The following is a 26,127-nucleotide window of genomic DNA, read 5'->3' as shown; positions in this document are numbered from 1 at the left end:
CATTGTGTGAGAAAATAATATCAAATAAAATATATAAATTATGAGTAAAGGAAATATTAATGTATCGGTAGAAAACATTTTTCCTCTGATTAAAAAGTTCTTGTATTCTGATCATGAAATCTTTTTACGCGAACTTATTTCTAATGCTACAGATGCTACTACAAAGCTAAAACATTTAATTTCTATTGGGGAAGCGCAAGTTGACTATGGGGCGCCTAAGATTGAAATTAACATAGACAAGGAAAACAAAACCTTACGTATTGTTGACCAAGGCTTGGGTATGTCTGCCGAAGAGGTTGAAAAATATATCAATCAAATTGCTTTTTCAGGTGCTGAAGAGTTCTTAGAAAAATATAAAGACGATAAAAATGAAACTGGTGTAATTGGTCACTTCGGATTAGGATTTTATTCTGCCTTTATGGTTGCGGATAAAGTTGAAATCATTACCAAATCATTTAAGGAAGAAACAGCTGCTCATTGGACTTGTGATGGTTCTCCTGAATATACTTTAGTAGAGCATGATAAATCTGATCGTGGAACAGAAATTATTTTACACATCGCTGAAGATTCTGTAGAGTTTTTAGAGGAAGGCAAAATAAGAGGACTCCTAACTAAATATAACAGATTCAACCAAGTACCTATCAAATTTGGTACTAAGAAAGTTAATGACCCAGACTTTACTCCTCAAACAATTACTGATGAGGAAGGAAAAGAAACAACGGAGCCACATAAGCAAATTGAAGTTGACGATATTATTAACAATACAGATCCTGCTTGGACTAAAAAACCTGCGGATTTAGAAGCTGATGATTATACCAACTTCTATCGTGAATTATATCCAACGCAGTTTGAGGAATCTCTTTTCCATATTCACTTAAATGTTGATTATCCATTTAATTTAACAGGTATTTTATTCTTCCCTAAACTAAGTCAGAACTTAGATATGCAGAAAGATAAAATTCAGTTGTATCAAAATCAAGTTTTTGTAACTGATAATGTGGAAGGAATTGTTCCTGACTTTTTACAAATGCTTAAAGGTGTTATTGATTCGCCAGATATTCCTTTAAATGTATCGCGTTCATACTTGCAAGCCGATGGAGCCGTTAAGAAAATATCAGGATACATTACAAAGAAAGTTGCTGATAAATTAAGTTCTTTATTCAAAAAGGATCGAGAAGATTTCGAAAAGAAATGGAATGATATAAAGGTTATCATTGAGTATGGTATGTTATCTGAAGACAAGTTTTTCGATAAAGCGAAAAAATTCGCCTTATATCCAACCGTAAATAATGAGTACTTTACTTTTGATGAATTAGTTGAAAAAACGAAAGATACTCAAACAGATAAAGACGGAAATCACATTATTCTTTATGCTTCAAATAAAGATGCTCAACATGCCTATATTGAGTCTGCAAAGGCTAAAGGGTATGAAGTAGTGATATTAGACTCTCCTATTGTTTCTCATTTAATGCAAAAACTTGAAACTTCAGGGGGAGATACTAAGGTTCAGTTTACTCGTGTTGACTCAGATCACGTTGATAATTTAATTAAGACAGACGATACTGTTATATCTAAATTATCTGACGAAGAAAAGGATAAACTAAAGCCAATTATTGAAGGTTCTGTACCAAAAGAATCATATACCGTTCAATTAGAATCGATGGATTCGAGTGCTTCTCCTTTCTTAATTACTGTTCCTGAATTTATGAGAAGAATGAAAGAAATGAGTGCTACTGGTGGTGGTATGATGGGAATGGGTAATTTACCTGAAATGTATAATTTAGTAGTCAATACAAATCACCAATTAGTTACTGATATTTTAAACGCAGCTGAAGACAAGCAGAAAGAACTAATTTCTCAAGCTTTTGATTTAGCAAAATTATCTCAAAACTTGTTACACGGTGAAGAGTTAACCAACTTCATTAAGAGAAGTTATGATTTGATAAAATAAAACTTATAAAACTTTATAATTTAAAAGCTTACCTCATATTGGGGTAAGCTTTTTCATTTTATGGCGCTTATCATACTACATAATTTGATTAATAAAAAGATTTTTATACTTTTAATGCAGAAACAAAATCAATTACCCCTTACCTATGAGAAACTTTTTAAAAGCTTTTCTCGTTTTTTTGTGTTGGGCAACCGTAGCTCTTCTTGTTCAGAGTCATAATTTTCGTTATGAAGACACCACTACGCCAACTGATGAAATTGTAACAAAAAGCATTTCAAAAAAGAAAAATGAAGAACCTGCAAAATCTTCTGAGCCTTTAAAACAACCAGAAGAAGTAACTTCGAAACCTACCATTTCAGAGGAACGTATTGAAAAAGAAGTTAAATCCAGCAAAGGACAACGGAAGGCAACACATCTTAAATTCAAACATAAATTTATTACCAACGCTGCACATACCCGAGTTTTATTTCCTCAAAACTTCTCATATTTCAAAGATTCCATTTTTAATTTCTTAAATAATAATCCTTCAAAAGAAATAATTATTGTTGGTCATTACTTACCAAATGAATTCTTATCCAATAAAACGTCTTTTGGAGAGTCTAGAGCAATATATATAAAGAACAGACTCACAAAATATGGAATAAATCCAAACAGACTTAATATAAAAGATTCACTAGTTACTTACAGTTATGATAATGATGGCTTCTATGCAGAAGGAATAACTGTTTTCTATTCAGAAATTTCCGCTGAGAAAAGGAAAACACTTGATAAGTATATTCAAACAAAAACAATTCAAAACACTTTTAGTAGAAATACTTTAAGACCTGACAAAAACCTATTATCCTATGCATTTGAATTAAAAAATTACTTAGCAAACAACCCAAATAAAATGGTCAATATTATTGGCCATTCAAATAAAACAAGAAATGAGGAGACTAGTAAGGCAATTGGACTAAAATTAGCCACCCAATTAGCTGATTACCTTATTAAAAATGGAATTCCGAAATCAAAACTAAAAACAAGTTCTAAAGGAGACACCTCGCCTTTAGAAGGATATAAATCAAATAATATAAAAAATAAAAGAATTGAAATACTAATCAACTAACATTAATCCCTTGAATATGGCACTCTTTTTAGCAGAAAAATCCTATCACCTTCTCGGACTCTTTTTCTGGATGTTTGGCTCGTTTTTAATCGGCTATTTATTTTCTTGGTACTATTACAAAAACAAGTATGAACACCAAATTGAAGAAAGTAAAGAAACCATTACTGAATTACGGACAGAAATGCAATCTACAATACGGGCGAAAAAAACCGTTGAACGAGGTGGTATCGAAATCAAACACCCTAAAAAACTTAAATTTGATAATATTGGTACAGCCGACGAAAACAATAAGGATGATCTTACAAAAATAAATGGAATAGGAAGTTTTATCGAGAAAAAACTAAACAGTATTGGCATTTACAATTACAAACAAATTAGTAAATTATCAAAAGATGAAATTGAAACAGTAACAGATTTGATTCAATTTTTCCCTGGTAGAATTGCAAGAGACAATTGGAAAGGTCAGGCGACACAGCTTTTACAAAAAAAAGAATAATAAAAAAAATGCTGGTTAAAACCAGCACTTTTTTTTATTCGTATTCTTTCATTTCTTCGTCGTAAAACACTCCAGCCAACTCTATTAAGTTTTCCAACTCATTGGCCAAATCTTGCTCATTTTCACTCGATACATCTTCAAACCATTCTACTTCATCATCTTTTAAATTGATTAAAAATCTTGGATACTCAGTATGCAATACAAATATATCGTCAGGATGATTACTATTATCTGCTAATAAAAACTTAGGTAAATTCATTATGTTTTGTTTTAATCAATTTTAATGTTAAATAATTAAAGCGCAAATATAGTAGAATTGAAGCTGATGTTAGCCCGGCAAGTAATCCTAGCCAAATTCCAAAACTACCATACATTTCCTTACTTCCGAAATAAAAGCTAATTGGAAAACCAATAACCCAATAAGAAATAAGTGTTATAATTGTAGGAATTACTACATCCTGCAACCCTCTAAGTGCTCCCAAAACCATGACCTGAATGCTATCACTAATTTGGAAAAATGCAGCCGCTATTAACAACTGAGAAGCTATTTTTAACACTTCCATATTATCGGCATAATTATCTGCATCGCTTAAATCTATATATAAATGCGGTAAATACTTATGAAAAATAAAAAACAAACCACAAAAAAGAACCGCTAACATGGTTCCCATTAAAAATATTGAAAAGGCGATTCTTCTCAGTTCTTTATAGTTTCTTAGTCCTTTTTGGTTCCCTACTCTAATCATTGAAGTTACTCCAAGTCCTGTAGCTACCATAAACGTCATTGATGATAAGTTAAGTGCTATTTGATTTGCTGCTTGTGGGTTTTTACCTAACAGACCGCTTAACCAAATTGCCGCTGTAAAAATGGCTACTTCAAACAACATTTGCATTGCACTCGGAGCTCCTAAGCTAATAATCTTTTTAATCATACTCGTTTCCAAAACAAAATACTTAATTTTAGTAACAAGCTGCTTTGTTCGTTCTTTTCTAGTTAAAACCCACCATAAAAAAACTACCATAACAGCTCTCGACAATAAGGTACCATAAGCCGCACCTACAATACCCATAGCAGGAAACCCAAACTTCCCAAAAATAAGTAAGTAGTTAAAAATTACATTTAAAATATTCGCCAATAAAGTTGCATACATCGGATATTTAGTCATAGACATACCATCACTAAATTGTTTTAATCCCTGAAAAGTAATCATTGGAATTAAAGAAAATGCGACCAAATCCAAGTATGGTAATGACAAGGTAACAACCTCTTCTGGTTGATCCATATAATACAATAATGGTTTTGCAAAATAAACTCCTAAAAACATTATTAACCCCATTCCAAAACATAAAACAACTCCATGTTTAAACGTCGATTTAACATCTTTTAAATTATTAGAAGAATCAGCTTCTGCCGTTAATGGCGTAATCGCCGTTGAAAACCCAATTCCTAAAGACATTGCTATGAAAATAAAACTATTTCCCAAAGAAACTGCCGCTAATTCAGCAGTCCCCAACTGCCCAACCATTATATTGTCAATAAAACTTACAAACGTATGCCCAAGCATTCCTAACATTACAGGAGCCGCCAATTTCCAATTGTATTTAAACTCCCTAGTATACTCCCCTAAACTCAACTTAATATCCTTAATTTTCTGACTACGAAGATACTTCTTTTTACATCTGATAATGTTTGATTCGATTCATTTTTTTAAATTATTTAACTACCTTTGAATTCTATTTAAAATGAAAAAATGGCAACTATTAACTTAAAAGGAAACCCAATTGAAACTGTTGGAAACCTACCAAATTTAAACGAAAAAGCACCTGAATTTACACTAACTGCTTCTGACCTTTCGGACAAGAAGTTAAGTGATTTTACAGGCACTAAACTTGTATTAAATATCTTTCCTAGTGTAGACACAGGAACTTGTGCTGCATCAGTAAGAGAATTTAATAAAAAAGCTTCAGAACTTAATAACACCAAAGTTGTTTGTATATCAAAAGATTTACCTTTTGCTCAAGGCAGATTTTGCGGGGCTGAAGGCATTGAAAACGTGATTATGTTATCTGACTTCAGAGATGGTAACTTCGGTAAAGAATATGGTTTAGAAATTACTACTGGGCCTTTAAAAGGTCTTCATTCTCGTTGCATCGTTGTAATCGATGAAAAAGGAAATGTAGTATATACTGAACAAGTTGATGAAATAGTTGACGAGCCTAATTATGTAAAAGCTTTGAATGCTCTTTAATCTTTTATGAAAGATCATAAACTAGGATTTGTTAGAGGTCGACTACGCAGTGTAAAATTTGCCGTAAAAGGCATGTGGTTGCTTCTTACAACAGAAGATAGCATTAAAGTACAAGCTTTTTTCGCTATTCTCGTTACTATAATGGGGTTTTATTTTTCCATTTCAGCAAACGAATGGATGGCTCAAATAGTAGTTATTGCATTGGTATTAGTTGCTGAGGCACTAAATACAGCCATTGAAAAAGTAGCCGACTTCATACATCCAAATTATGACAAAAAAATAGGTTTTATTAAAGATATAGCTGCCGGAGCTCCGGCTTTTGCAGCTTTCTTCTCTTTGATTATTGCAGGTATTATTTACATCCCTAAAATTATCGCTATATTTTAGCGTTTTAAATACTGGTTAATTTTTATTTATGGCAAAAAAGAAAACATCTGTTAAGAAAGATCAAAAATCCATTTCGACTATTTCAAAAGTAAAGTCTTTTGTGGAAAATAGACAAAATAAAACCATTTTTGGAGCTTTTCTAATACTGTTTTCTATCTTTATGACAGTTGCCTTTGTTTCTTTTTTTTACACTTGGCAACAAGACCAAAGTGCCCTAAATCAATTCTCCGATAGAAGTATTCCGACGGGTAATTTATTAGGGAAAATTGGAGCAAAACTCAGCAATGTATTAGTTTTTAAAGGTTTTGGATTAGGTACATTCATTTTGAACATAGTATTGTTCTTTACAGGAGCGAGGATTTTATTACAATCGAACTTAAAAAAAATTATTACTTCATGGAACTGGGGATTACTCGGAATGCTATGGGCTTCAATTTCTTTAGGATTTGTTAACACTAAATACGCGATATTATCAGGTATTATTGGTTTCGAACTCAATGAATATTTACAAACTTTTATTGGTAAAACTGGCCTTATCATTTTACTGTTATTCTTTTTCATTTCCTATTTAATTATTCGTTTTAGTATCGATCCAGATGCTATTGTTGAAAATTTAGAAGCGAAGAAAAAAGAGAAAGAACAAGAACGTATAAATAATGAGGAAGATCTTCAAACTTCTGACACCCCTACCATAACACCCGAGTCTAAAAACATAAACATTGAGAATGATTCAAAATCAGATTTTGAATTATCTGTTGAAAACTTGACTCCAACTATAAAAAATCATTCCGAAGTAGTTCAAAAGGATGACGAGCAAAATAATGATTCCACTGAAGTTAATCTGGATACCACTTCTTCTCAAAATGAACCAGAACTCAAAGTTTCAGAGGACACCATTAAGGAAGTAGAAGTAGCCATCGAAAAAATTGCGGAAGAAAAAAGTGTCACTGAAAATTTATCAGACAAATTATTAAAAGATTTTGGAGAATTTGACCCTAAGCTAGAGTTGAGTAATTATCGTTTTCCAACCTTCAATCTTTTAAAAGAATATAACGAAAGTATTTCTGTTGATCCTACGGAACTAGAAGCGAATAAAAATCAAATTGTAGAAACTTTAAAAAACTATAAAATTGGTATTGCCCAAATTAAAGCAACCGTTGGACCTACTATTACATTGTATGAAATAGTTCCAGAAGCAGGTGTTAGAATCTCTAAAATTAAAAACTTAGAAGATGATATCGCTTTATCTTTAGCTGCTTTAGGCATTCGTATTATTGCCCCTATTCCTGGTAAAGGAACCATTGGTATTGAAGTACCTAATAAAAAGGCAACCATAGTTTCTATGCATTCGGTAATTTCATCAAAGAAATTTCAGGAATCTCCTATGGAATTGCCAATTGCAATGGGTAAAACCATATCCAACGAAACTTTTGTAACTGATTTAGCTAAAATGCCGCACTTACTTATGGCAGGAGCTACTGGACAAGGTAAATCGGTTGGATTAAATACTATTTTGACTTCGTTATTATATAAAAAACATCCCGCAGAAGTTAAGTTCGTGCTGGTAGATCCTAAAAAAGTAGAATTGACTTTATTCAATAAAATTGAGCGTCATTACTTAGCCAAACTTCCCGACGATGGAGAAGCCATTATTACCGATACAACAAAGGTTGTTAATACACTAAACTCTCTTTGTATTGAAATGGATGCTCGTTACGACTTGCTAAAAGATGCGATGGTTCGTAACATTAAAGAATACAACGCCAAATTCAAAGCTCGTAAATTAAATCCTGAAAACGGGCATCAGTTTTTACCCTACATTGTATTGGTTATTGATGAATTTGCTGATTTGATTATGACTGCAGGAAAAGAAGTAGAAACACCTATTGCTCGTTTAGCTCAATTAGCACGTGCAATTGGAATTCACCTAATTGTAGCCACTCAACGACCTTCTGTGAACGTTATTACCGGTATTATTAAGGCAAATTTCCCGTCAAGAATAGCCTTTAGAGTTACTTCTAAGATAGACAGTAGAACAATTTTAGATGCTCCTGGTGCTGACCAATTAATTGGTCGTGGAGATATGTTGTATTCTGGAGGAAATGATTTAACACGTATTCAGTGTGCTTTTGTAGACACTCCCGAAGTAGAAAAAATAACAGATTTTATTGGTTCTCAGAGAGCTTACGCCGAAGCTCACTTGCTTCCAGAATATGTAGGTGAAGAAGGTGGCACAAATGTTGATATAGATATTGCAAATCGAGATAAATTGTTCAAAGAAGCTGCTGAAGTTATTGTTACAGCACAACAAGGTTCAGCCTCTTTATTACAAAGAAAATTAAAACTTGGATATAACAGAGCGGGACGTTTAATTGATCAACTTGAAGCTGCTGGAATTGTTGGTCCTTTTGAAGGAAGTAAAGCTCGTCAAGTTTTAGTACCAGATTTCATTGCTTTGGAACAATTATTGGATAATGAAAAAAATAATTAGAATAAAATACATGCAAACAGAAAATATAGGACGAATGAAGTATATCAGTTTATTTTTAATGGGAATTCTTATAAGCTTTAACACATTAGCTCAGAATTCTTCGAACGAAGCAAAAGAACTACTTGATGAAGTTTCATCTAAAATGGGAGCCTACAAAAATATGGTTATTGGATTTAATTCAACTTTAGTTAATCGAGAAGCAGGTATTACCAATGATCCTCCTATAAGAGGTAATATTGTTATTTCTGCTGATAAATATAGCTTAGAGTACTTAGGAAACAGTTTCCTTTTTGATGGAAAAGAACTGGCAGTAATAAATCATGAAGATAAAGAAATTAGCATATCAAGAGGTGATTTGGAGGAAGAAGATGGTTTTATCTATCCCTCAAAATTATTAACCTTTTATAAAGATGGATATAATTACACTATTGGTAAATTAGAGAATAATAAAGGTCGAAAAATTCAATATGTAGATTTAACCCCTATCGATAGTAATTCTGATATTGTTAAAGTTAAATTGGGAGTTGATGCGAAAACCAAGCATATATACGAGTTGATTCAAATTGGATCAAATGGCGCTGAAACCACTTTTACGATCACTAAGTTCAAAAAAGATCAACCAATTTCTGAGAAATCATTTTCACTAAATCGTGATAAATACTCTAATCTCGGATACCTGATAGATTAATTTGTAAAACTTTTGTTATAATTAATACTTATTAACAAAAGTTTTATAGTTTTATATAATACTAACACACTACCTTTGCGTCTGTGAAGACATTAGACAGATACATACTTAAAAGTTTTTTAATTCCTTTCCTCACAACCTTCTTAATCATACTATTTGTATTGATAATGCAAATGCTGTGGTTGGCCTTTGATAGTTTTGCTGGTAAAGGAATTGGTGTTGTTATTATTTTAAAATTCTTGTGGTATTCTGCTCTAATGGCCGCTCCTCAGGCACTGCCTATTGGTGTTCTACTATCGTCAATTATGACTTTAGGTAGTTTGTCAGAAAATTACGAATTTGCCGCAGCTAAATCCGCTGGTATCTCATTACCCAGAATGGTAAGATCGCTCGTGTTCTTGGCTCTTTTTTTAAGCTCTATTAATTTTCTCTTCTTAAACTACGTATATCCTTATGCTGTATTAAAACAGCTAAACTTGCGTCATAACATTAGAAAAAAACAACCTGCCTTAGCATTAGTTCCTGGAAGCTTTAATACCGAAATTCCGAACTATCAAATTAAGTTTGAAGAAAAATATGGAGAGGAAAAGAACCTTTTAAAGAAAGTTCTCATTTATGACTTATCTTCAAGAAAAGGAAATAATAAAATAATAACAGCCAAAGAAGGAAAAATTTTATCAGAAGAAGGAAGTCGATACATGACTTTGGAACTCTATAATGGATACTACTTTGAAGATCATCAAAAAAAAGGAGCAAATTATAAAGAGCGACTAAAAATGCCCGCATCTCATGCCGATTTTGATGAATATACTATCAATATTGATGTATCATCTCTCGATGGAACGGACTTAGACGATTTAAAGTACACGAAAAACTTTAATATGCTTAGTTTAAAGCAGCTTAAGGATACCATTCCTACGTTAAAGAAAAATTATGATACTTATATAAGTAATAGGGCTAAAAACTTATTTTTGACTTTAGACATTAGCGATTTACATGAATATCCTGATTCGCTAAAAAACAATGAGCTATCTCAAGATATACTTTCAAATTTTGAATTGGATCAGCAAGATGAAATTATGAGTACAGCAAACTCTAAATTAGAAAGAACACTCAACAATCAAAAGTCTTACAAAAACAATTTAAAAGATAGAAGAAAATGGCTAAATCTTCATGATATTGAATATTATAATAGAGTGGCATTTTCTTTATCTTGTTTACTACTATTTTTCATTGGCGCCCCTCTTGGATCAATCATAAGAAAGGGAGGTATGGGTCTTCCAATGATTCTCGCTATTGCTGTATACGTTCTTTATTTCTTTACGAATACGTTTGGACGGAATATGGCAGAAGAAAGTACGGTATCTGCTATTACAGGATCATGGCTTGCTATAGCATTAATGACCCCTTTTGCGTTAATACTAACAATACGAGCAACGAAAGATAAAGGACTGTTTGATATTAGCGGATTCTTTAATTCAATTATAACCTTTTTTAAAAATATTTTCTCGAAAAAAAGAGAAACAATAGACAATGGCAACACAAACCTCAACTAAAATTCAATTAAATTCAATTGAAGAAGCAATTGAAGACATAAAAAATGGTAAAGTAATCATCGTTGTCGATGATGAAGACAGAGAAAATGAAGGAGACTTTCTTGCCGCGGCAGAATTAATAACTCCTGAAATGGTAAACTTTATGGCAACTCATGGTAGAGGTTTGATTTGTACTCCAATGACCGAGGATCGTTGTAAAGAGTTAGAGTTAGGAATGATGGTGAGTAATAACACCGATCCTATGGAAACTGCTTTTACAGTATCCGTTGACCTAAGAGGAAATGGTGTTACTACTGGAATCTCTGCTTCAGACAGAGCCAAAACAATTCAAGCTTTAGTTGACAAGAATACAAAACCTTTTGATTTGGCAAGGCCAGGGCATATTTTTCCATTAAAAGCGAAAAATGGTGGTGTTCTTAGAAGAACTGGGCATACCGAAGCTGCAATTGACTTTGCTCGTCTTGCTGGCTTAAAACCATCGGGTGTAATCGTTGAAATAATGAATGAAGATGGAACTATGGCTAGGTTACCTCAGCTAATTAAAGTTGCTAAAAAGTTCGACCTTAAAATTGTTTCTATCGAAGATTTAGTCGCATACCGTATGGAGCACGACTCGCTAATTGAAAAGAAAGAAGATTTTAATATACAAACACGTTTTGGTGATTTCCGATTGAGAGCTTATAAGCAAACTACAAATCATCAGATTCATATTGCCTTAACCAAAGGAAGTTGGACCAAAGAGGAGCCTATTTTGACAAGAATAAACTCTACTTTAGTAAATAACGACATCTTAGGTACTTTAACAAATAATGCTGATAAAAAGTTAGACCAGATGTTTAAAGTTATTAATGAAGAAGGTAAAGGTGCTATTGTTTTTATCAATCAACAACCGCAATCACTAAATCTTTTAAACAGACTGCGTGGTTTAAAAGAAAATCAAACTAAAGGTGAAATGAAAGCTCCTAGTGTAGTAATGGATAACAAAGACTTTGGTATTGGAGCTCAAATATTACATGACTTACACATTCATAAATTACGTTTGGTATCTAATACACAACAAAAGAAGCGTGTTGGTATGATTGGATATGGTCTTGAAATTGTAGATTACGTTGGCTATTAAATTGAAAGAGTAAAAATATTTTAAAAGGCGCAACAATTAATTTGCGCCTTTTGTATTTTTCTGATAGCTACTCTGGACCGCCACTACCCGCATCAATCGTTAATTTTTTATCTTCGGTAGTAGACTGATAATTATTCAAATCATGAATAGATTCTTGTTCGGAATTCGGAGTTTGACTGCTCGTATTGAAGTTATCTTCCGAATCTGTACATTGTAAAAATGTTAAACTGACCACAGCAATTAACAATAGTTTAATTATTTTCATAGTTATATAAGTTATAATTCACGTAAATATAATAAAAACATCAACTTAATGAAAATAAAATTCACTTGTTAGGATCTGATTAATAGCTAATTAACAATTTACTCGTAGCAAAGATTAAAAGCATCACTACTACCACCCATATTAATCTAAAATAGTCTACTTGAGGAATTATTGCATCTGTATTTCCTGTTAAAACCAAAGCTCCCCAATAATATGGTGATACTTCACTCAATTGGTGATTTTCTAGGTATTTTTTCTTTGCTAATTGCAATGCTTTTGATTTGGTTTGGCCTTTACTTAGTCCTTTATAAAAATGAGTTAAAATCTCTGTAACGGCCTTTTCATTCGCTTCCCATTGACTTGTTACGACACTTTTAGCTCCCCCTTTAAAGAAACCTCTCGCTAAACTCATAACTCCCTCCCCTACTTCATGTTCACCTATGGCTCCATTGCATACATCCAACACAACTAAATCTGCATTATTCCTTAACTGTGATATTTCATAAAAACTTAAACTTCCATCATAAAACATAAGCCATGGTTCATTTTCAATTTCATCTATTCCTGCGTGAGTGTTCAAATGAACTATTTTATAATTCTCTAAATCTGTTATAAACTTTCGTTTCGTAGCTGTTTCACCGATCAACATCCTACTTATAAATGAATTAGAAACTTCATTCATAATAGCACTACTTCGTTCGAGAGAAGGCAAACTACTTTCTTTGAAATGGATTGGAGCAATTCCAAAAACGCCAAGTTTTGAAATTTTGTCTTGCCTTTTTAAATGATCGGCTATCGACAGCGATAATAGATACCTTACTTCAGTAGTTTCAACGAGGTACCCATCTGAAGATTTCGGCACTAATGTTTCAAAGTTTATATATTGTAACTCATAGTCGGGAACTATAATTAGTTCTTTATTTTTTATTTTATCAAAAGAATTTTCAAATGGAAATAAGGTCTTAAAAATACTATTTGCCAACTCTTTATATTCTTCTTTTTCTTGTTCGTTTTTAAAATACTCTCGTACTCTTCGTTTCAACTTTTTAACATTAGCAAGCAATTGAGGTACATTTGATAATTTAAAAAACTCATGAGATTCATTGCCATAAAACAGTCCATAGCCTTCATTTTCATTCATAATATACTCAACAAAAGAAGTTCCATCATTGACGAAATCGTTAACATTCTCTGTTAATGCTTCTAATTTAGGCTCTTTATAATATTCATTATTAGACTTATGTAAACCTTCTAAAAGAAGTAAGCCCTTATTTTTCTCCATAAAATAAAATGCTAATGGAGAGTTCTTCATATGATACGCCAAAGTAACACCATTCATATAAAACTCACTCGCTCTTTCAATCCATAAAAGTTTTGACATGTCAACAAGACTTTCTCGTCTTAGTAATGATATTAATTTATCTACTAACATCGTCATATCAATAATTTTATTTACCCCATTTGTGTCCGATTTTTTAGTGTAAAATTTCGTTCCTGCATCGACACTTTGAATTAAATAATCTACGATATCAATTATATATTCAGATTCTTTTATTTCCTGAAATAAGGGTAACTCTTCATAAGAAGTACCTAAAAGAGTTTCTATTGCCTTTTTATTATTTAGTAATTGAATTGATTCATCTAGTAAATCTCCTTGATTATTATACACCGCAGCCTTTGATCTTAAACCAGACGAAAACTTTAATGATTTAACAAAGAATTCATTCGCTAGTTTTTGTTTGCCTACTATATTATAAATTCTACCTAGATTATTGTATATATCTCCAAGTTTGACACTGTCTTGATATTTTAAACTTATGTCTTCAGATTTTTTGTAAAATTCTATGGCTCTTTGGTAATCCTTTTGACCTTCGTATATATTTGCTAAGTTATTATCATGACCAATACTAGTACTTAAATGCTTATAAGTCTTTAAAAGATAATTAATCCCATCAATATGATTAGATATTTTATCAAAATACCTTTCTGATTTATCAATTTCACTGTACGCATAAATAGCTCCCTCATGAGCTTTTAAAAGCGTTTTTGGATCTTCATATTTATCATAATTATTTATGACATTATCGAACTTTTCAAGCGTTCGAAAATAATCCCCTTCTTCTGATATTAAGTAAGCCAAATCTATAGTTGCTTTATACCGGAATTTGTTCTCCACCGAGTAACCCAAAATTTCCTTTATAATAGCTTTCTTTTTATCAATTCTATTTAGTCTACCAAAATAATAACTGAGATTATACAAGCTATTTAATAACTTATAATAATCAATGTTAGTGCTTTGCTTCCTTAAATCAACTGATTTTCGGGTATACTCAATAGCTTTTTCGTAACGCCCAATGCTATTCGCTAGCAACCCTAATTTATGATATATATTCGCTTGTTTTGGTGAGCTTGATATTCCCTCATTGCTAAGGATATCTAAAACTTGTTTTATTTTGATTTCTCCGCTTAAATTAGAATAAAAAACAGTATCGATACTTCTTATTTTATCAGAACTCTGTGCATTTAAATTTACGCTGATTAACAGAAAAAACACGAAAAATCGATTCATAAAGTGGTTCGTTTTAGTTTCACCACTAATTTAATAATTTATTATATTTTACAGGCTTTGAAACATCATAAGAAATGGTAATTCCATCTACAGTTAACTGAGATATTATATCATTAGGTGAATATAACATTCCTGAGTTATATAATATTTTCGCTGAAAGTGCTGAAACCAACGGCGCTGAATATGAGGTTCCTGATATAGGTACGAAAATCATTGAAATATCATAAAAAGCAATATCCTCACCTGGAGCATAAAAATCAACCGTATTTAATCCAAAATTTGAAAAGCTTGCTATGTTTGAATTATCCGCATTCGACGAAGCGATCGATAATATGTTTCTCTGAGGATAACATGATGGATAATGTACGATATCATCAGTATTTTTTGCACTATTTCCAGCTGAAGTTACCACTAAAACCTTTTTCTGATAATGGGCAACCAAAGAACTAAAAATTGTATTAACTTCGGTATTCGTTTCGTACCAGCCTAAACTAATTTGTACAATATTAGCTCTAGGCAATGCATATTTTAAACCACATAAAATATTAAAGTAAGTAGCGACACCATTTTCATCACAAACTTTTACTGGTAAAATTTGATGAGGAATTCCCTCTTCACGTAATTTTTTATTTATTATATAACTAACTTTTGTTCCATGAATTAAGTTATAATCGTCAAAGAAATTACTATTATGTCCAACAAAGTTCCATCCCGAAGTTTCTCCTTCAACATCAATTCCTGATGAGTTAAATAGAAAAGCATCTGGAAACAAAGGATAATTTGCATCGATACCCGTATCGAGAACTGCAATTGTTACCCCTTCATTTGATCCGACTATTTGATCTGAATATGATCCATAACCTTCACCTGAGCTATAAGAATCATATTCTCCCTCTAACCTAAAGGAAAATTCATAATCAACATCAGTTATATCTCCCTCTGGTCCTCCACTTCCCCCTTGAATGGATAACTTTTTATCTTCAATATTTATATTACTATTTAAACCACTTCCAAAATTCCATTTTTCAATAAGGTCATCATCACATAAATCGCATTGTTCGTAGGTTTCTACTCCATATTGATTTCTTAAATTCTGCTTATCTCTCCTACTTAAATTAGGTTTGTATTTAATTATAAGTTCGTTTCTAGAATATCTAGGAACGTTTTGCCTTACTTTGGGTTTTGTAATTTTTTTTTGTTGTTGTAATTCTATAGTATCCTTATTTTCACTACATTGATAATTTATACAAACAACCAACAAAACCAATAGTAATTTTATAAACTTCATCACTCTTTAAATTTTTAATTATAATTCCCCCATTCACAAAAGACCATACTTTTGTATCATATAGTCTAAAATTAAGAATTTTATTACCCATTTTTTATATAGAATTAGTTTATTTTTAAATTCTCATTAGTAATTTATGACAGAAAGCGATCGATATTTGAATGCCTTATTGAACGGAAATGAAAAGGTAACTTCAGAAATATATTCTAAATTTTATCCTAAAATCAGCTCTTTTATACTAAGAAATAAAGGAAAAGAGGAAGATGTCGAAGATGTTTTTCATGATGCTCTAATGTACTTAATTGTTACTCATCGAAAGAAACAACTAAGTATTAACTCTTTCGAAGCTTATTTTTTTACCATTTGTAAGAATATTTGGAAAACTTCGTTAAAAAACAGAAAAAGTAAGGTAATGAATAAAGACATTCTACCACTACATATAAAAGAAGACACTTTAAGCACGTTTATAGTTGAACAACAAAGAAGAGAACTTTATACTGATGCTTTTCAAAAGCTTTCCGATAATTGCCGAGAAATATTGAGTAATTATTTTAATGGAATGAGTTACGAAGAACTGGTAAAAGAACTTTCTTATGCTTCAGTAAACACCGTTAGACAGCGAGTTTTTAAGTGTAAAGCAAAATTAGTTTCAATTATAAAAAAAGATCGTCGTTATAATAGTTTAAAATAATGGAAGCAAAGAAACAAGAAAATATAGAAAAATACATTCATAATAAAATGAGTGGTGAAGAGCGCAGTACATTTGAAAATGAAATGAAATTGGATAGTGAATTGAAAGAAGATGTTATTCTTCAATTAAATATGCATCGAATATTGAGCAATAATAAGGACTTCCATAAAGATTCCATTTTTAACTTGAATGAAGAAAAAAATGCCATTAAGGATCTTCTAAAATCAGAAGAATTAAGTAAGACCTCAGACTACATAAGAAAAAATACGTCGACTTATAAAAATCGAAAAAAGCGATTTAATTTTTACAAATACGCCGCTTCAATAGCTGCAATGATTCTATTATCTTTTTTTGTGAAAAATTCTGTTCTTTCAGATAATACCGACTTTTACCGTGAATATGCAGATTGGAATAATTTACCTTCATTAGTTGAAAAAGGAACCAATGAAAATTGGTTAAACACGATAGAAGTACTTTATAAAAACAAAGAGTATGAAACTATTGTTAAACTAGATAATGAGCACTCAAACGACGCTTATTTTTTAATATACAAAGGTGTTGCTTATGCTCAGTTAAATGATATTAATAATGCCAACAGGGTTTTCGATTTATTGGTAAATAATGATAGTTTAGAAAGCACTAGAGGCTATTGGTATAAACTCTTACTTCTACTTAAAGAAAACAAAAAAGAAGAGGCTAAAAAGCTTTTAATCTTAATTTTAAAGGATAAAAACAACTACAATTACAATAAGGCTAAAGAAATACATACAAAAATGGAATAATACCATTTACCAATTGAAATTACCGTAATAAAACACCCATTTCTCTTTTACAGTAATCCCAAATCATCACTGGTATAAGAACTTATAATTGGTATTGCTTTTTAAGTGATTCTATTAATTGTTTTGATGTTTCAGTATTCTGTAACTTCAACTCAGAAATCATTTTCTTAATTGTCTCGAGATTGTAATTAATAGTTGGTTTTAATAATAATTGCTCTTTTTTACAAAGAGAAAAGAAAACACTATCAGACCATTCATTTCTCTCAAGATCAATGACTATATGTACTCTATCAATTTTACTGAAATTAGATACTGAATGCGTGTAATTTACATTGGTATACCAACATTCACCAGGTAGCATGTTTATTCTTTTGTCTTCAATAAAAAAATTCACTTTTTCATCAGTAATTATGGGTATATGAATTCGAAAACAACCATCCTCATACCCTAAATTGTGATCCTCATGCGGTTTTATTTCTGAGCCACTTTTTAATTTCAATAACCTAGCTGACAAAATAGGTGCTTTAAATACTGCGAGAACTTCACTAAAATAATTACTTACATTTAAAGCCTTTGTTTCCAATAACTTTTGTCCATCTAAAGGAACGGAGATATTGTTTAACTCGCCATCAACTGAAAATAGAGCCACCGAACTCCAAATACCAGAATAACCATTTTTATTAAAATGGTTACTCCAGTTCAGTTCTTCTATTTTATCTAAATCTTTTGAAAGTTTTTCTGCATGAAACTTAAATGGTAGTTTTAAAAACTTAACACCTTCTTTTTCATCCATTTTACAAAGAGTTTAATTCTGCTTTTACTTGGTTGAACTCTTCCATTATATCCTCTAAAACATCTTTAGCTGGTTTTATTTCATGAATTAACCCCGCTATCTGACCAATTTCTAGTTCTCCTTCATCTAAATCTCCTTCAAACATTCCTTTTTTTGCTCTAGCTCTCCCTAATAAATCTTTAATATCTTCAATACTTGGATTATTCTGGTAAAGTTCTTGAACTTTTTGATAAAACAGATTCTTAACTAATCTTACAGGAGCCAATTCTTTCAATGTTAAATGTGTGTCTCCATCTTTTACTTCAACAATTGTTTTTTTAAAATTATCATGAGCTGATGATTCAACCGTTGCAGCAAACCTACTTCCTATTTGAACACCATTTGCGCCCAATACCATCGCAGCTAACATTCCTCTTCCTGTTCCGATGCCTCCTGCAGCAATTACAGGTATTTTTAATTGTTCTTTTACCATTGGAATTAACGTAAATGTCGTTGTTTCTTCCCGGCCATTATGACCTCCTGCTTCAAAACCTTCACAAACCACTGCATCAACACCTGCTGCCTCGGATTTCAGAGCAAATTTTACTGAGCTAACCACATGAACAACGGTTATTCCCTTCTCCTTTAAAAAACTGGTCCATGTTTTAGGGTTTCCAGCGGACGTGAATACTATCTTCACTTCTTCTTCAACGATAATATTCATTATTTCTTGAATGTCTGGATACAACATAGGAACATTAACTCCGAATGGCTTATTGGTTGCTTTTTTACATTTCTGAATATGCTGTCTTAATACATCAGGATACATCGATCCTGCGCCTATTAATCCCAATCCACCAGCATTTGAAACTGCTGAAGCTAATTTCCATCCAGAAACCCAAATCATTCCTCCTTGAACAATTGGGTATTTAATATTAAAAAGGTCTGTGATTTTATTCATTATATTCAATAGTAGATACGACGAATTAAAGCCTATCCAATTTCATAAAGTTTACGCTTAATTATTCGTCTTAATCAAAATATATTTAACGAGTTATTGTTTAAGAAATTTAATCTTTTGAAAAAGACCATCTTTTTCAATCTGCAATATATACATTCCTTGCGATAAATTAGACACGTTAACACCTTCTGAAACACCTTCTTCTTTCTTTACAAATTCACCTAATAGATTTATAATAGAAACATTAACCTTATCATACTGACTGTCAATAAACACCGTGTTTTCAACTGGATTAGGATAAACGGTTATTTCATTTTCGTTTGGTAACTTTTCGGTAGATAGCGTTCTATAAGCTTGTTCAAAATCTGGCACTCCATAACCATGCTGATCTGTAGGGTTGGTATATCGATCGGCAGATTCTCTAATCTTTTGCATGATTTCTATATGAGTTAAGTCAGGAAAAGCCTGCCAAAAACAAGCCACTGCCCCTGCCATAACTGGTGATGAAAAGGAAGTTCCGTTACTTGTTGAAGGAGATCCAGAAATATAGTTTATTACATAAACACTTTGACCATGAGCTAATACATCTGGTTTAACTCTACCATCAGCCGTGGGCCCGTAAGAACTAAACGAAGCTATGTTTTCAGCAGCATTTACTGCACCAATAGTAAAAACAGAAGCCGCATCTGCAGGAGCTGAAACATACCTCCAAGACTGGGCTCCACTATTTCCTGCTGATGTAACAAATATAACACCTCTAGAAGCTCCTATTTCCGCTCCTCTTGATATAAATGCCGTTTCTCCATCCATATCATTATAGTTATAATTATAACTTGAATTATCGAATGTGGTATATCCTAATGAAGTATTCACTACGTCTACTCCTAAACTATCCGCTCTTTCTGCTGCTTCCACCCATAAACTTTCTTCTAAAGGTGTTTCATTAGCTGTATCTTCTGTAACAAATAAATAAAATGAAGCATCAGGAGCAGTTCCTACGAATTGATTTTCTATATATCCTGCAATGTCAGATAGCACATGCGTTCCATGATTATGTCCTGTATAAAAATTAGAGCTTCTATTTACAAAATCATATCCGCCTAATATTTTATTATTATCTCTTAATCTTTGAAAAGCGCTTAACGATTGAACATTGGGAAAACCAGCATCAATAACTGCCATATGGATTCCTTCACCTGTAAAACCTTGTTGATGTAAATAATCCGCTTTTATCATTGTTACTTGTGTATTTGCAACGCCGTAATCAAAATCAGTATGTAATCCTTCAAACTTGTTTACGTGGTTACTTTCTTTAGTTTCACTAGAAACATTAGCAGATCTGTTTAACGATTTGTTCGCAAATTCAATCTTTTCTATAAAACTAAACGATGTTGATAAACCATCGATTATAGTTTGAGTTCCCCTAACATGAATAGCATTTAACCATTTCGATTTCGCCATAACTGTAATACCTGAAGTATTTTTGACTTGATCGTAATAACTGGAATGAATAGGAACATCTTTTGTATCTAAAGCAATGTTTAAGCGAGTTCTTCTATCAATAGAACGCTGAGTTAACATTGAAGTAGGATTGGACAAATATGTGCTTGCTTCGGGCTTATCTTTGAAAAATACCCAAGCATCTTCTGTCTGAGAGAATGTATAATTACTCAGAAGGGAAATAGTTAAAAAAAGTAGTAATTTTCTCATGCCAACTAAATTACTACTTTTCTATTTTATTTTTAAATAATTAACTAACTAATTACTCCAGAACCTAATAACTCTTCATTTTTATACCAAGCAACGAATTGACCTTCTTGAATAGCGGATTGTGCATTATCAAACTCTACATATAAACCATTATCAACTTTATGAAGTATTGCTCTTTCCAATTGTTGTCTATATCTAATACGAGCCTCTACCTCCATTGTTTCTTCAATATTTAAGGCTAAATCTTCACGAATCCAGTGTAGTTCATCATTAGACACGAATAGTACATTTCGGTATAATCCTTTATGCTTTTTCCCCTCTCCTGTATAAATTATATTTTCTTCAACATCGGTTTCTATTACAAATAAAGGCTCTTTAGTTCCTCCTACAGCTAAACCTTTTCTCTGTCCTTTCGTAAAATAATGAGCGCCTTGATGTTTTCCTACAACTTTTCCATTTTCCTTTACATACTTATACTTTTCCGAAAAGTAAGCCAATTCCTCCTCTTTACTAGCAAAATCAGGAGTCACACGATTAAATTGACTAAAAGTATCAGGTATCTGAACGATTTCGCCATCTTTTGGCTGTAACTTTTGCTGCAAAAAATCAGGTAACCTTACTTTTCCTATAAAACATAATCCTTGAGAATCCTTTTTATCGGCCGTTATTAAATCTGCTTCTTTCGCAATCTCTCTCACTTCAGGCTTTGTTAATTCACCTATTGGGAACAACGCTTTCGCTAATTGTTTTTGAGATAGTTGACATAAAAAATACGACTGGTCTTTATTGCTATCTTTTCCAGCCAATAATTTATAAACTGGTTTTCCTTCTATTATGTCTTCGTCTTTCCTGCAATAGTGTCCGGTAGCCACATAATCAGCTCCTAAACTTAAAGCTATATCCATAAAAACATCAAACTTTATTTCACGATTACATAACACATCAGGATTAGGAGTACGCCCTTTTTCATATTCAGCAAACATATAATCCACAATACGTTCCTTATATTGCTCGCTTAAATCTACTGTTTGAAACGGAATACCTAATTTATCTGCCACAATCATAGCATCATTGCTATCTTCTAACCATGGGCATTCATCTGAAATAGTTACTGCATCGTCATGCCAATTTTTCATGAATAACCCAATAACTTCATATCCTTGTTCCTTTAGAAGATGAGCTGTTACACTACTGTCTACTCCACCTGAAAGTCCTACGACTACTCTTTTCATTAGTTTCGTTTTAAGGCGACAAATTTACGAATTTGTTTTCGTTTTAAAGTATTGTAAATAGCAATGGTTTAATAAGTAAATCCTATTCTTTAAATTCAGACAATTTCTCTTTTTTCTTTTTTGAAACCTGTCCATCAATATAAAACTCCCATTTACCATGGCGTTTTCCATCCTTATACATCCCTTTTTCCTTTAAAGCTCCTTTTAAATCATAGTACTTTCCTTCACCATTGAGTTTTCCATTTTCATAACTCACTTCTTCTAAAAGAATACCAGACTCCGTAAAAACTTTAGATGTACCATGCTTCTTACCATTACTGTAATGTGTTTCCTCAGTAAGTTTTCCATTAGGATAATAATTTTTAAGCGCTCCATGAAGTTCTCCATTGGTGTAGTTTTCCTCCGACATTATGTCTCCATTTGGAAAATAATACAACCACTTCCCTATCCTATGCCTCCTAAGCATTTTCCCTTTAGATTTTAATGTACTACTAGGAGTATAAAACTTCACTCTTGCCGTGTCATTAGACCTTGAAAACTCTTTAATAATAGTTGGCTGAGTTGGTGATGTTACTTCATAGAACTTAAAAACACCTATTTCCTTCCCTCCTACAAATTGCCCCTGGTATCTGATATTACCATTTTCATAATTCTTTTTCCATATACCAGTCCTTTTACCGTTTTTGTCAAACTGATTATTTTTTTGTCCAAAAGTAAAATTCCCTAAAAATAGTAGTAATAAAAGTGATATTGAAAATATCCTGTTTATCTTTATCATCCTGTTATTCTTTAAACATATTCAAAGTTACATAAACTATACCAATATGAAATCGGATTCTTTAATTTCTATATTAAATGATGTAGTAAATGCTTCAAAAGTTAATCGTACGAAAGCCGCAAATATTGTATTAAATGATGAAACTTTATTCAAAGAATTAGTAAATTTTGTTTTTCAGGTAGAGAATAAATTATCTATAAAAGCCGCATGGATTTTAGAATGGATATGTACACATCATGGCATCGATTATATTCTTCCTCACCTTGACATCTTCACTAAAAGCATTAGTACATTAAAATTTGATAGTGCGATTAGGCCTTGTGCAAAAGTATGTGAAAGATTGGCAATGGCTTATGATTCAAAAAACGACAATAACACTAAAACTTCTTTAAAAGAAAGTCATATTAACTTGATTATTGAAACAGGGTTTGATTGGCTTATTAGCGACCAAAAAATAGCGGTAAGAGCTTACACGATGAATGCCCTGTTTTTATTCGGTAAAGAAAAAGATTGGGTACATCCAGAATTAAAACATCTGATTACTTCTAAAATTATTCATGAAAGTAAAGGAACGAAGGCTAGAGGTACACAAATTTTATATTTAATTGACAAGTTGAACTCTAAAGCTGTGTAGCTATTATTTCTTTATTTCTTCTAAGTTCGTAGGTTTTCTATATCCTTGAAAAGGTTGTTGCAATAGTGCAAGCAAACTGGAATTTTTCACTTCATCTGGAAAAGTATCAACACCATACACTATCTTTTCTCTATCTAATTCCATATAAGTACCAAAAAGTCGATCCCAAATAGAAAAAATATTTCCATAATTACTATCAGTATAAGGCAATAAGTTATGATGATGTACTTTGTGCATATCGGGCGACACAATAACATAGCTCATCACTTTATCTATTTTTTTTGGTATTTTTATATTGGCATGAGTCAATTGAGTAAAAATCAACGACATTGACTGATATAACATTACAATTCCAATAGGAGTTCCTACTAAAAACACTCCTAGTAAAGTAAAAGAAAAACGAATGATGCTTTCAATTGGGTGATGTCTGTTGGCCGTAGTAGTATCAACCTTATGATCAGTATGATGCACCAAATGTACCATCCATAAGAGAATTACCTTGTGTTCCACTAAATGCGCCAAATAAGCTCCAAAAAAGTCTAAAAAAAGCACTCCTAAAATAACATATAACCACAAAGGCATTTCTGGTAACCAATTAATCAATCCGAAATCACTAGCAACAACCCAATCAGACGTTTTCAATAGAAGAAAAGCCAAAAGAAAATTAATGATAATAGTTGTTCCCGTAAAAAACAGATTCGGAAATGCATGTTTCCATTTATTATACTTAAAACTAAACAAAGGTAGAGCACTCTCTAAAAGCCAAAAAAAAGTAATACCTCCTATCAAAATCATACTCCTATGCGCAGGAGGAATGTTCTCAAAATAATTAATAATCGCTTCCATGTATTTCCATTTTCTCTAAAAATACGAATATTATATTTCTTTCAAAATAACAAAGAATTCTTTTTATTATTTACAATGAATACAAACTATAAACATTATTTCTCATAAAAAAAGAAAGGAGATAATTTAAAACTACCCCCTTCAGACCCCTATTTCTCTATTAAAAATAAGAGCTACTTAACCTTTACCTTTTAGAATTCATTCTTTTTTGCGCTTTTTTTATTTCAATATAATCTGTACATGGTATTATTTCTCCTTTTTCATTTTTATAACTATATCTAGACATTACATCGTTTTGACCAGGAGGAAAAATAATTTTTCCAAATATTTCTTTTAACTTTGATTTGTATTGAAAAAAGTCTCTTCCTTTAATAAAATTTAATTTTTGTAAAGCTCCTGAGCTTATATTAGTAGCTGTTGGAATTGTTGCTTGAGCAATTCCATGAGCAAAACACTCGGCTATATCCTCCTCTAACCTACCTTTTGCATAATCACTTACGTGTGTAGGCTCATTTAATGTAGGATCATCTTTATAATAACCTTCATTGAATTCATTAATTGCAGAGTTTACTTTCGTACATCCCTCTTGATTACTATAATTTGCACAATTTGTGCTTGTCTCATCTATTTCCCCTCTATGTAAAGTAAATAAATGTCCCATTTCATGCGTAAAAATATAACCATAGAGTCCAATTTCGTTAAAGTTATCCGTTGATTGCCCTTGATCATTTATATATGCCAAATCGAGGCTAATACCCATATTCCAAATTTCATTTTTAGGTCCATCTGTAGGATAAACAACACCTCCCTGACCATTTGCATCAAATATCAATTTTCCTACTTTAATGGTTGATGGTAGAAGTTCATAAGCTTTCTTTGCCGCTTCAATAGCTGGGGTATATATGTCTGGATTGATATATTTTTTAGTTTTCTGTGTAACTCTTTTAACAATTGCCAATTTATATGTACTGTAATTATTTTCAAATGCCACATCAATTAAACCCGAATCTAAATACTCATCCGCATCATTATATAATACTTCCAGCTTGATCTCAGAAGGTAATTTATTGGTAATGGTAAACTCACTATTGTTTTTAATAGTTAACTTCAAATTTAACTCTTCCACTGCCTCTGGCGTAGCATCTTCGTTTATTTTAATGCGTACTTTTAATAAATGATTGTTTTTTTTGAATCGAATTTCATCAGCACTTGCTTCTTTACTCCAATTGACTCCATCATTACTATACTCAAAATCATTTCCATATTCCGAGTCATCTAATGGATTTACCAATCCTGTTTTATCAAATTCACCTTTTAATATTAAGTCTTTTGACAATTTAGATTCTAAAATTAAATCTAAAATCACATATCCGCCTTCTTCCCCAGTAACACTTGGAGCCTCAACTCTTAACTCCGATTCCAAATTCTGAGGTTCCGTTGGTTTTATCGGTTCATCTTTATTACATTTTGAAAACAAAAGAGGTATTAGTAACAACACTCCCCAAGTTAATTGTTTTCTAACACTTCCTCGTACATTAAATAACTGTTTCATTTTT

Annotated in this window: 24 protein-coding genes; 12 read left to right on the top strand and 12 right to left on the bottom strand. The window is 31.9% G+C overall.

Annotated features, from left to right (window positions below; all coding sequences use genetic code 11):
* Positions 1–40: 40 nt before the first annotated feature.
* From htpG to BLW23_RS02545, 3 genes are all read left to right on the top strand, one after another.
* Complete coding sequence (gene htpG / locus BLW23_RS02555) at positions 41–1,951, top strand: molecular chaperone HtpG (RefSeq protein WP_093667670.1); 1,911 nt, start codon at positions 41–43, stop codon at positions 1,949–1,951.
* Positions 1,952–2,096: 145 nt separating this feature from the next.
* Positions 2,097–3,056: an OmpA family protein gene (locus tag BLW23_RS02550; protein ID WP_093667669.1), complete on the top strand. Its 960-nt coding sequence runs from the start codon at positions 2,097–2,099 to the stop codon at positions 3,054–3,056.
* 16 nt (positions 3,057–3,072) lie between these two features.
* Positions 3,073–3,552, top strand: a complete 480-nt coding sequence (locus BLW23_RS02545) for a hypothetical protein (protein ID WP_143032088.1) — start codon at positions 3,073–3,075, stop codon at positions 3,550–3,552.
* A gap of 34 nt (positions 3,553–3,586) precedes the next feature.
* Here the strand turns inward: BLW23_RS02545 and BLW23_RS02540 are convergent, their stop codons facing one another.
* Complete coding sequence (locus BLW23_RS02540) at positions 3,587–3,811, bottom strand: hypothetical protein (protein ID WP_093667667.1); 225 nt, start codon at positions 3,809–3,811, stop codon at positions 3,587–3,589.
* A complete protein-coding gene (locus tag BLW23_RS02535; protein ID WP_176829735.1) occupies positions 3,798–5,186 on the bottom strand; it encodes an MATE family efflux transporter in 1,389 nt (462 codons plus the stop codon). The genes BLW23_RS02540 and BLW23_RS02535 overlap by 14 nt, the downstream gene beginning before the upstream one ends.
* A gap of 117 nt (positions 5,187–5,303) precedes the next feature.
* Between BLW23_RS02535 and tpx the strand changes: the two genes are divergently transcribed.
* From tpx to ribB, 6 genes are all read left to right on the top strand, one after another.
* Entirely contained in the window at positions 5,304–5,801 is a 498-nt protein-coding gene (tpx, locus tag BLW23_RS02530) for a thiol peroxidase (protein ID WP_093667666.1), read from the top strand.
* A gap of 6 nt (positions 5,802–5,807) precedes the next feature.
* Entirely contained in the window at positions 5,808–6,188 is a 381-nt protein-coding gene (locus BLW23_RS02525; protein WP_093667665.1) for a diacylglycerol kinase family protein, read from the top strand.
* A 28-nt stretch (positions 6,189–6,216) separates the two neighbouring features.
* Positions 6,217–8,679 carry an FtsK/SpoIIIE family DNA translocase gene (locus tag BLW23_RS02520; protein WP_093667664.1) on the top strand — a complete coding sequence of 821 codons (2,463 nt, stop codon included), beginning with the start codon at positions 6,217–6,219 and terminating at the stop codon, positions 8,677–8,679.
* Positions 8,663–9,367 (top strand): outer membrane lipoprotein periplasmic chaperone LolA1, encoded by a 705-nt coding sequence (locus BLW23_RS02515; RefSeq protein WP_255362715.1) that lies wholly within the window; start codon positions 8,663–8,665, stop codon positions 9,365–9,367. The genes BLW23_RS02520 and BLW23_RS02515 overlap by 17 nt, the downstream gene beginning before the upstream one ends.
* 83 nt (positions 9,368–9,450) lie before the next feature.
* A complete protein-coding gene (locus BLW23_RS02510) occupies positions 9,451–10,923 on the top strand; it encodes an LptF/LptG family permease (RefSeq protein ID WP_093667663.1) in 1,473 nt (490 codons plus the stop codon).
* The gene (gene ribB / locus BLW23_RS02505; RefSeq protein WP_093667662.1) at positions 10,901–12,043 is read left to right on the top strand and encodes a 3,4-dihydroxy-2-butanone-4-phosphate synthase; all 1,143 of its coding nucleotides are present in this window, start codon (positions 10,901–10,903) and stop codon (positions 12,041–12,043) included. The genes BLW23_RS02510 and ribB overlap by 23 nt, the downstream gene beginning before the upstream one ends.
* Before the next feature lie 67 nt (positions 12,044–12,110).
* Here ribB and BLW23_RS02500 read toward each other — a convergent pair whose 3' ends face one another.
* From BLW23_RS02500 to BLW23_RS02490, 3 genes are all read right to left on the bottom strand, one after another.
* The gene (locus BLW23_RS02500) at positions 12,111–12,308 is read right to left on the bottom strand and encodes a hypothetical protein (protein WP_093667661.1); all 198 of its coding nucleotides are present in this window, start codon (positions 12,306–12,308) and stop codon (positions 12,111–12,113) included.
* A 79-nt stretch (positions 12,309–12,387) separates the two neighbouring features.
* Positions 12,388–14,877 carry a CHAT domain-containing protein gene (locus tag BLW23_RS02495; protein ID WP_093667660.1) on the bottom strand — a complete coding sequence of 830 codons (2,490 nt, stop codon included), beginning with the start codon at positions 14,875–14,877 and terminating at the stop codon, positions 12,388–12,390.
* A gap of 25 nt (positions 14,878–14,902) precedes the next feature.
* The gene (locus BLW23_RS02490; protein ID WP_143032087.1) at positions 14,903–16,165 is read right to left on the bottom strand and encodes a S8 family peptidase; all 1,263 of its coding nucleotides are present in this window, start codon (positions 16,163–16,165) and stop codon (positions 14,903–14,905) included.
* 136 nt (positions 16,166–16,301) lie between these two features.
* Here BLW23_RS02490 and BLW23_RS02485 point away from each other — a divergent pair, with 136 nt between their 5' ends.
* Both BLW23_RS02485 and BLW23_RS02480 read left to right on the top strand, forming a co-directional pair.
* On the top strand, positions 16,302–16,856 hold the full coding sequence (locus BLW23_RS02485) for an RNA polymerase sigma factor (protein WP_093667658.1): 555 nt from the start codon (positions 16,302–16,304) through the stop codon (positions 16,854–16,856).
* Positions 16,856–17,638 carry a hypothetical protein gene (locus BLW23_RS02480; RefSeq protein ID WP_093667657.1) on the top strand — a complete coding sequence of 261 codons (783 nt, stop codon included), beginning with the start codon at positions 16,856–16,858 and terminating at the stop codon, positions 17,636–17,638. The genes BLW23_RS02485 and BLW23_RS02480 overlap by 1 nt, the downstream gene beginning before the upstream one ends.
* 82 nt (positions 17,639–17,720) lie before the next feature.
* Here BLW23_RS02480 and BLW23_RS02475 read toward each other — a convergent pair whose 3' ends face one another.
* The 5 genes from BLW23_RS02475 to BLW23_RS02455 all read right to left on the bottom strand — a co-directional run bounded on the left by BLW23_RS02475 (position 17,721) and on the right by BLW23_RS02455 (position 23,091).
* Complete coding sequence (locus tag BLW23_RS02475; protein WP_093667656.1) at positions 17,721–18,431, bottom strand: aspartyl/asparaginyl beta-hydroxylase domain-containing protein; 711 nt, start codon at positions 18,429–18,431, stop codon at positions 17,721–17,723.
* A gap of 1 nt (position 18,432) precedes the next feature.
* Positions 18,433–19,371: an NAD(P)H-dependent flavin oxidoreductase gene (locus BLW23_RS02470; RefSeq protein WP_093667655.1), complete on the bottom strand. Its 939-nt coding sequence runs from the start codon at positions 19,369–19,371 to the stop codon at positions 18,433–18,435.
* A gap of 93 nt (positions 19,372–19,464) precedes the next feature.
* Complete coding sequence (locus BLW23_RS02465; protein ID WP_093667654.1) at positions 19,465–21,081, bottom strand: S8 family serine peptidase; 1,617 nt, start codon at positions 21,079–21,081, stop codon at positions 19,465–19,467.
* A gap of 44 nt (positions 21,082–21,125) precedes the next feature.
* On the bottom strand, positions 21,126–22,313 hold the full coding sequence (gene mnmA, locus BLW23_RS02460) for a tRNA 2-thiouridine(34) synthase MnmA (protein ID WP_093667653.1): 1,188 nt from the start codon (positions 22,311–22,313) through the stop codon (positions 21,126–21,128).
* 82 nt (positions 22,314–22,395) lie between these two features.
* Complete coding sequence (locus tag BLW23_RS02455; protein WP_093667652.1) at positions 22,396–23,091, bottom strand: toxin-antitoxin system YwqK family antitoxin; 696 nt, start codon at positions 23,089–23,091, stop codon at positions 22,396–22,398.
* 46 nt (positions 23,092–23,137) lie between these two features.
* Here BLW23_RS02455 and BLW23_RS02450 point away from each other — a divergent pair, with 46 nt between their 5' ends.
* Entirely contained in the window at positions 23,138–23,725 is a 588-nt protein-coding gene (locus BLW23_RS02450) for a hypothetical protein (RefSeq protein WP_093667651.1), read from the top strand.
* Between the two features lie 3 nt (positions 23,726–23,728).
* Here the strand turns inward: BLW23_RS02450 and BLW23_RS02445 are convergent, their stop codons facing one another.
* Entirely contained in the window at positions 23,729–24,571 is an 843-nt protein-coding gene (locus BLW23_RS02445) for a sterol desaturase family protein (protein WP_093667650.1), read from the bottom strand.
* Positions 24,572–24,755: 184 nt separating this feature from the next.
* Positions 24,756–26,123 (bottom strand): hypothetical protein, encoded by a 1,368-nt coding sequence (locus BLW23_RS02440; protein WP_093667649.1) that lies wholly within the window; start codon positions 26,121–26,123, stop codon positions 24,756–24,758.
* Between the last annotated feature and the right edge of the window lie 4 nt (positions 26,124–26,127).

The sequence above is a fragment of the Tenacibaculum sp. MAR_2009_124 genome, from assembly GCF_900105455.1.
Lineage (GTDB): Bacteria > Bacteroidota > Bacteroidia > Flavobacteriales > Flavobacteriaceae > Polaribacter.
Note: the sequence above shows the minus strand (reverse complement) of the source record. Positions and strands in the feature narration are given on the sequence as shown.